The 7,395-nt window shown below is 61.1% G+C and carries 2 protein-coding genes; both read right to left on the bottom strand.

Annotated features, from left to right (window positions below; genetic code table 11):
- Positions 1 to 5,372: DUF5801 repeats-in-toxin domain-containing protein (locus AC1DIS_RS29575; protein ID WP_477781280.1), on the bottom strand; the 5,372-nt coding region annotated here is incomplete at its 3' end.
- Between the two features lie 292 nt (positions 5,373 to 5,664).
- The coding region (locus AC1DIS_RS29570) for a DUF5801 repeats-in-toxin domain-containing protein (RefSeq protein WP_477781279.1) at positions 5,665 to 7,395 on the bottom strand (1,731 nt) is incomplete at its 5' end.

The following is a 7,395-nucleotide window of genomic DNA, read 5'->3' as shown; positions in this document are numbered from 1 at the left end:
GCTGTGCGGCCTTCCACCACGCTGCCGTTGAGCGACAGGTTGACCGCCTCACCGGTGGCCGTGTCGGTCAGCCCGGAGGCACCCGCCACCACGCCCAGCGCATAGGTCAGCGTGCCGGCGCCATCGGCGCCATACGCCGAGGTGAAGTTGGCCGCAAAGCTCTGGGTGGCGTCGGTGGTCAGTACCGTTTCGTCAACCGTCAGGGTTGGCTCCGTGCCGGTGGTGCTGATGCTTGGCCCGTCGTCCTTGAACACCAGGTTCTGGCCGATGTTCAGTGTTGCATGGGCACTGTCGCCATCTTTGTCGGTGATGGTGGCGGTCAGGGTCACCAGATTGTCCGCGGTCAGCGTCTTCGAATCATCCGGATTGGTTGGGTCTGGATGCACTATGGCCCGTTGCTGGTCGAGAGTGACGTCACCGTTGGCGGCCACACTGACGGTGAACACCAGCAGGTTGGTGATGGCCGTGCGGCCTTCGACCACGCTGCCGTTGAGCGACAGGTTGACCGCTTCACCGGTGGCCGTATCGGTCAGCCCGGAGCCGCCCGCTACCACACCCAGTGCATAGGTCAGCGTGCCGGCCCCATCGGCGCCAAATGCCGAACTGAAGTTGGCGGTAAAGCTCTGGGTGTCGTTGGTGGCCAGCACCGTTTCATCGACCGTCAGGACTGGCTCCGTGCCGGTGGTGCTGATGCTCGGTCCGTCATCCTTGAACACCAGGTTCTGGCCGATGTTSAGSGTGGCATGRGCRCTGTCRCCGTCCTTGTCGGTGATGGTGGCGGTCAGGGTTACCAGATTGTCCGAGGTCAACGTCTTCGAATCATCCGGATTGGTTGGGTCGGGATGTACCACGGCGCGGATCTGATCGAGGGTAACGTCACCATTGGCGGCGACGCTGACGGTGAATACCAGATCGTTGCTAATCGCCGTGCGGCCTTCCACGACTGTACCGTTAAGCGACAAATTCACCGCTTGGCCGGTAGCGGTATCGGTCAGCCCGGAACCGCCCGCGACCACGCCCAGTGCATAGGTCAACGTACCCGCACCGTCAGCGCCAAACGCCGAGCTGAAGTTGGCGGTAAAGCTCTGGGTGTCGTTGGTGGCCAGCACCGTTTCATCGACCGTCAGCGTCGGCTCCGTGCCGGTGGTGCTGATGCTCGGTCCGTCATCCTTGAACACCAGGTTCTGTCCAATATTCAGCGTGGCATGGGCGCTGTCGCCATCCTTGTCGGTGATGGTGGCCGTCAGGGTCACCAGGTTGTCCGAGGTCAGACTCGTCGAATCATCCGGATTGGTTGGATCGGGATGCACCACCGCCCGTTGCTGGTCGAGGGTGACGTCGCCGTTGGCGGCGACACTGACAGTGAACACCAGCAGGTTGGTGGTGGCCGTGCGGCCTTCGACCACGGTGCCGTTGAGTGACAGGTTGACCGCCTCACCGGTGGCTGTATCCGTCAGTCCCGACGGGCCGGCAGTTACGCCCAACGCATAGGTCAGCGTACCCGCACCGTCGGCGCCAAACGCCGAGCTGAAGTTCGCTGCAAAGCTCTGGGTGGCGTCGGTGGTCAGTACCGTTTCGTCAACCGTCAGGGTTGGCTCCGTGCCAGTGGTGCTGATGCTCGGTCCGTCGTCCTTGAACACCAGGTTCTGTCCAATATTCAGGGTCGTATGAGCGCTGTCGCCATCCTTGTCGGTGATGGTTGCGGTCAGGGTCACCAGATTGTCCGAGGTCAGGCTCGTCGAATCATCCGGATTCGTCGGATCGGGATGCACCACCGCCCGTTGCTGGTCGAGGGTGACGTCGCCATTAGCCGCCACGCTGACGGTGAACACCAGCAGGTTAGTGGTGGCCGTGCGGCCTTCGACTACGGTGCCGTTGAGTGACAGGTTCACCGCTTCACCGGTGGCTGTATCCGTCAGTCCCGACGGGCCGGCAGTCACGCCCAACGCATAGGTCAGCGTACCCGCACCATCAGCGCCAAACGCCGAGCTGAAGTTAGCCGCGAAGCTCTGGGTGGCGTCGGTGGTCAGTACCGTTTCATCGACCGTCAGCGTCGGCTCCGTGCCAGTGGTGCTGATGCTCGGTCCGTCGTCCTTGAACACCAGGTTCTGCCCGATGTTCAGCGTGGCATGGGCACTGTCGCCGTCCTTGTCGGTGATGGTGGCCGTCAGCGTCACCAGGTTGTCCGAGGTCAGACTGGTCGAATCGTCCGGATTGGTTGGGTCTGGATGTACTACGGCCCGTTGCTGGTCGAGAGTGACGTCACCGTTGGCGGCGACACTGACGGTGAACACCAGCAGGTTGGTGGTGGCGGTGCGGCCTTCGACCACGGTGCCGTTGAGCGACAGGTTGACGGCCTCACCGGTGGCCGTATCGGTCAGTCCGGAGGCACCGGCTACCACGCCCAGCGCATAAGTCAGCGTGCCCGCACCGTCAGCGCCAAATGCCGAGCTGAAGTTAGCCGCGAAGCTCTGGGTGGCGTCGGTGGTCAGTACCGTTTCATCGACCGTCAGGGTTGGCTCCGTGCCAGTGCTGCTGATGCTCGGTCCGTCGTCCTTGAACACCAGGTTCTGCCCGATGTTCAGCGTGGCATGGGCACTGTCGCCGTCCTTGTCGGTGATGGTGGCGGTCAGCGTCACCAGGTTGTCCGAGGTCAGACTGGTCGAATCGTCCGGATTGGTTGGGTCTGGATGTACTACGGCCCGTTGCTGGTCGAGAGTGACGTCACCGTTGGCGGCCACACTGACAGTGAACACCAGCAGGTTGGTGATGGCGGTGCGGCCTTCGACCACGGTGCCGTTGAGCGACAGGTTGACCGCTTCACCGGTGGCGGTATCGGTCAGCCCGGAACCGCCTGCGACCACGCCCAGTGCATAGGTCAGGGTGCCCGCACCGTCAGCGCCAAATGCCGAGCTGAAGTTAGCGGCGAAGCTCTGGGTGGCGTCGGTGGTCAGTACCGTTTCGTCGACTGTCAGGGTTGGCTCCGTGCCGGTGGTGCTGATGCTTGGCCCGTCGTCCTTGAACGCCAGGTTTTGCCCGATATTGAGGGTGGCATGGGCACTGTCGCCATCTTTGTCGGTGATGGTGGCGGTCAGGGTCACCAGATTGTCCGAGGTCAGCGTCTTCGAGTCATCCGGATTGGTTGGGTCTGGATGCACTATGGCCCGTTGCTGGTCGAGAGTGACGTCACCGTTGGCGGCCACACTGACGGTGAACACCAGCAGGTTGGTGATGGCCGTGCGTCCTTCGACCACGGTGCCGTTGAGTGACAGGTTGACTGCCTCACCGGTGGCCGTATCGGTCAGCCCGGAGGCACCGGCTACCACACCCAACGCATAGGTCAGCGTACCCGCACCGTCGGCGCCAAACGCCGAGGTGAAGTTAGCCGCGAAGCTCTGGGTGGCGTCGGTGGTCAGTACCGTTTCGTCCACCGTCAGTGTTGGCTCGGTGCCGGTGGTGCTGATGCTTGGTCCGTCATCCTTGAATACCAGGTTCTGCCCGATGTTGAGGGTGGCATGGGTGCTATCGCCGTCCTTGTCGGTGATGGTGGCCGTCAGGGTCACCAGGTTGTCCGAGGTCAGGCTTGTCGAGTCATCGGGGTTGGTGGCATCGGGATGCACCACGGCCCGTTGCTGGTCGAGGGTGACGTCACCGTTGGCAGCGACGCTGACCGTGAACACCAGCAGGTTGGTGGTGGCCGTTCGACCTTCCACTACGCTGCCGTTGAGCGACAGGTTGACGGCCTCACCGGTCGCCGTGTCGGTCAGCCCGGAGCCGCCCGCCACCACACCCAGTGCGTAGGTCAATGTGCCCGCGCCATCAGCGCCAAATGCCGAGCTGAAGTTGGCGGYGAAGTTCTGGGTGGCGTCGGTGGTCAGTACCGTTTCGTCAACCGTCAGTGTTGGCTCCGTGCCAGTGGCGCTGATACTTGGCCCGTCGTCTTCGAAGATCATCTTGGAGCCGATTTCGGCGGTCGAAGTAGAGGCTTGGCGCAGATGGAAGCCATCGATATCAAAATCGGCGTGGTTATTGCCCTTGGCGTCGATGGCTGCACCGTTCTCGACGAGCACGCGGTTGTGATCCGAGGCTGTGGTGTATTCAATCTGGTAGCCGGCCAGAACGCCGCTGATGGTTGCAACCCCACCCGCAATGCTGATGGTAATGGCCGGATCATTCACCGAACCGTCTGAATTCTCGATCACTTGCCCGGTGCTGAGGTTCAAGACGCGAACATTGGTGATGGCCACTGGCGCATCATTCGCATATCCGTTGATGAAGTTCGCGCCAGGTTCAGCAGCGGTGCTGAATGCGCTGACTTTTACCACAGCGCTCTTGCCACTTTGCAACTGCACAACGTCGAAACTGGCCGACTTCGAATTGAAAACGCCGGTAAAGTCGATGTTGGATTCAACATCAGCTTCGGTCTGACTAAGGTTGGGAACGGTCACATCCTGTCGGGCACCGGTGACGAACGAAAAGCGGATGCCTTCCTGTTCCGTAATCATCTGGTTGTTGGTGCCGATGGTGGTTGGCCCACCACCCTGGCTGGTATTGATCGTGTCGCCGGTATTTATGTTGGCGCCACTTGACTGGTCTGCGGGGTCCTTGCCGGTGGCAATGATGGAGGGATCGGTGATCCGCATGACACCACCATCATCGACAACGGTCGGATTCGCTTTCGTGAACATCAGGAAGAGGTTCTGACCGGATGGCGCACCGGTCAAACTGAATCCCAGGTCCTGAGTGACTCCGATGAACACCTTATTCAGCAAATTGACCGAATCATCGGGGTTCGTCATATCTGGATGCTTGAGCGGTTGGTACTCCACTGTCCAGATCTTGCCACCCGAGACCGGCGATCCGGTTTCATCGATATAGCCAGCGAACACGATCGCGCCAGCTGGGCCCCCGGCGCGGCCCACCACGATGTTATTGTTGCTCGTATCCGTATAGAGAAGGATGCTGGTGCCATCGAGGGTATCCAGTCCGCTATCCAGGCCATTGAGCGGTGCGCCAGCACTGTCGACGAAGCGGATATCGGTAACGCCGGACGGGTCGGTGAGGGTGAATGCATTGCTGCCGGTGTCGCCCACGGCACCGGTATAGCCACTCAAGGCCGCACCCGTTGCGGTACCTGCACCCAGTGCGGTCAAACGGGTAGAGAAGGCCGAGGGCAGGGAGGCCACCAGAATGTCGTTGTCGTCAGCGTCTCCCGCGGGGCTTGGCGTGGCGGTGAGGTTCTGTAGCCCGGCCGTTTCGTCCAGCGTAACGTTTGCGCCGGGCGTCACGCTCAGGGCGTTGGCTGTAATCGACATTAAGTTGAGGGAGGTCGGATCGCTCGTTAGCGATGAGTTTTGCTCGCGAATAGTCATGACGTTCTCCTGAGCAATTACGGTCATCGAGGCCTGACCATTGACCTCTACCACTATGACTAAGCGCTGGAGATTGAACATTGGCCGATACTCCCATGCGGGATAGGAGTTTCGGCCTAGCCGTCCTCGCCGGTCGTCTGCCGCGTAGGCGCGTATTTACCCGCTGTGTTTAAGCCTTGTGGTGCTCCAGGATCCACAGCGAATGCGATCCGTGCCGATCTCATTTTGGAACTGCAAAAACAATGCGAGGGTGACTTTCGTCACCCTCGCATCCTTTCACACACGCGCTGCCTCAGGCGCTGCCATGGACAATGTCGGTATTCAGAACATCAACCCCGACCAAGGTGATGGTCGTGATTTGTCCGCCCGTTTCGGCAATCGTCACGATGCTATTTGCACCGCTGTTGTCGATCGACTGCACAACGGCGCTCTGGTCGCCGTTGAGCACCAGCGTGTCGCGCAGCCCTGCGCTCGCATCGAAGCCGGTGATCTGGTACTTGTTCTGGGTGAGTGACAAATCGACGTTGAAGGCATCCCGCTCACCGCTTGTGCCCACCAGCGTGAAGTCGAAGGTGGCGCCCAAGTCGTTGGCGAACAGGTTGGCGTCGAAACCACTCGTCGCCGAGTCCCCATCCTTGTCCGTCAGCGTCGCGTTGAACGCCAGCTTGATATCGCTGGCCAGGCTTTCGGTCGGCTGAATGAACTGGATCACCGGGATCTTGACATCGCCTCGGCCCATCGTGAGCTGAACCGCATCAATCAACTTCGTGCCTTGTTGCTGAACGAGGAAGGACACCTGTCCACCGGCCTCCGGCGTCACGGTGTTCACCTCGGTGAGGGCCGAGAACGTGCCATCCTCATAGTAGGCCCTGTAGTACAGGTCTTCGGTTGCCGTGTTGTAACCTCCCACGGAGTTGTCGATGAAGATCTTCATGCCCGCCAGCAGGGTCTCCGGATTGATCACGAAACTTTCATCGGCAGCGCTGATGGCCACCAGGTTGTCTCCCTGGAGAATGTTATTGCCGACGCCGATGCCGGACGTGCTGACGTTCATGGCAGCCGGATCGATGTACGAGGGCAGGGGGGTGGTCTGTAGCTGGGCTTCGGTGGGGTCGGGTTTCCCGACCCCGATGCCGGTCAGGATGTCCGAAGTCGACGCCGTCGCCTTGGCGGAAAAGAACACAATCTCCTCGGATGGCGAAGGAATGGTCGGCGGATTCTGCGGTGGGATCAACAATGTGCGCACTGGATCCGGGCCACCGGCACTGAGCGAGCCGTCGGCACTGCTCAGCACAATCTGCGAACTGAAGCCTTGCACCAGGTCCAGTGTATAGGTGCCATTGCTATAGGCGGTCAGCGTGTAGTCGACGGAGGTATTCGCGGTGGCGGCATTGTTGTCGAAATCACCGGTCAACGTGCCGGCGAAATGGTAGGCGCCATTGACGTCCGGTGAAGGCGACTGCTCGGTGAGCGTGCCGGTGCCGGTGGTGGTCGTGTTGTCTGGCCGGACGAGGGTGAATTGGTTATTCACCAACGAAATATCCAGACCGGTTGCCCCCAGTCCGTCGGCTCCGGCCGAGTGATCCCAGTACCCTTGTTGTGGAAGGATGCTACCGGTGCCGATCAGGTTGCCGAAGGCAAGTGCAGGGCCGTCGTCCTGGAACACCAGGTTCTGGCCGATGTTGAGCGTGGCATGGGCGCTGTCGCCGTCTCCATCGGTTTTGGTCGCCGTCAGGGTTACCAGATTGTCCGAGGACAGACTCGTCGAATCATTCGGATTGGTTGGATCGGGATGCACCACGGCCCGTTGCTGGTCGAGGGTGACGTCACCGTTGGCGGCCACGCTGACGGTGAACACCAGCAGGTGGGTAGTGGCTGTGCGGCCTTCCACCACGCYGCCGTTGAGCGACAGGTTGACYGCCTCACCGGTGGCCGTGTCGGTCAGCCCGGAGGCACCCGCCACCACGCCCAGCGCATAGGTCAGCGTGCCGGCGCCATCGGCGCCATACGCCGAGGTGAAGTT

It is taken from the genome of Pseudomonas sp. 05N433, from assembly GCF_056396925.1.
The sequence above is the reverse complement of the archived record's forward strand: the minus strand, read 5'-3'. Positions and strand labels throughout refer to the sequence as shown.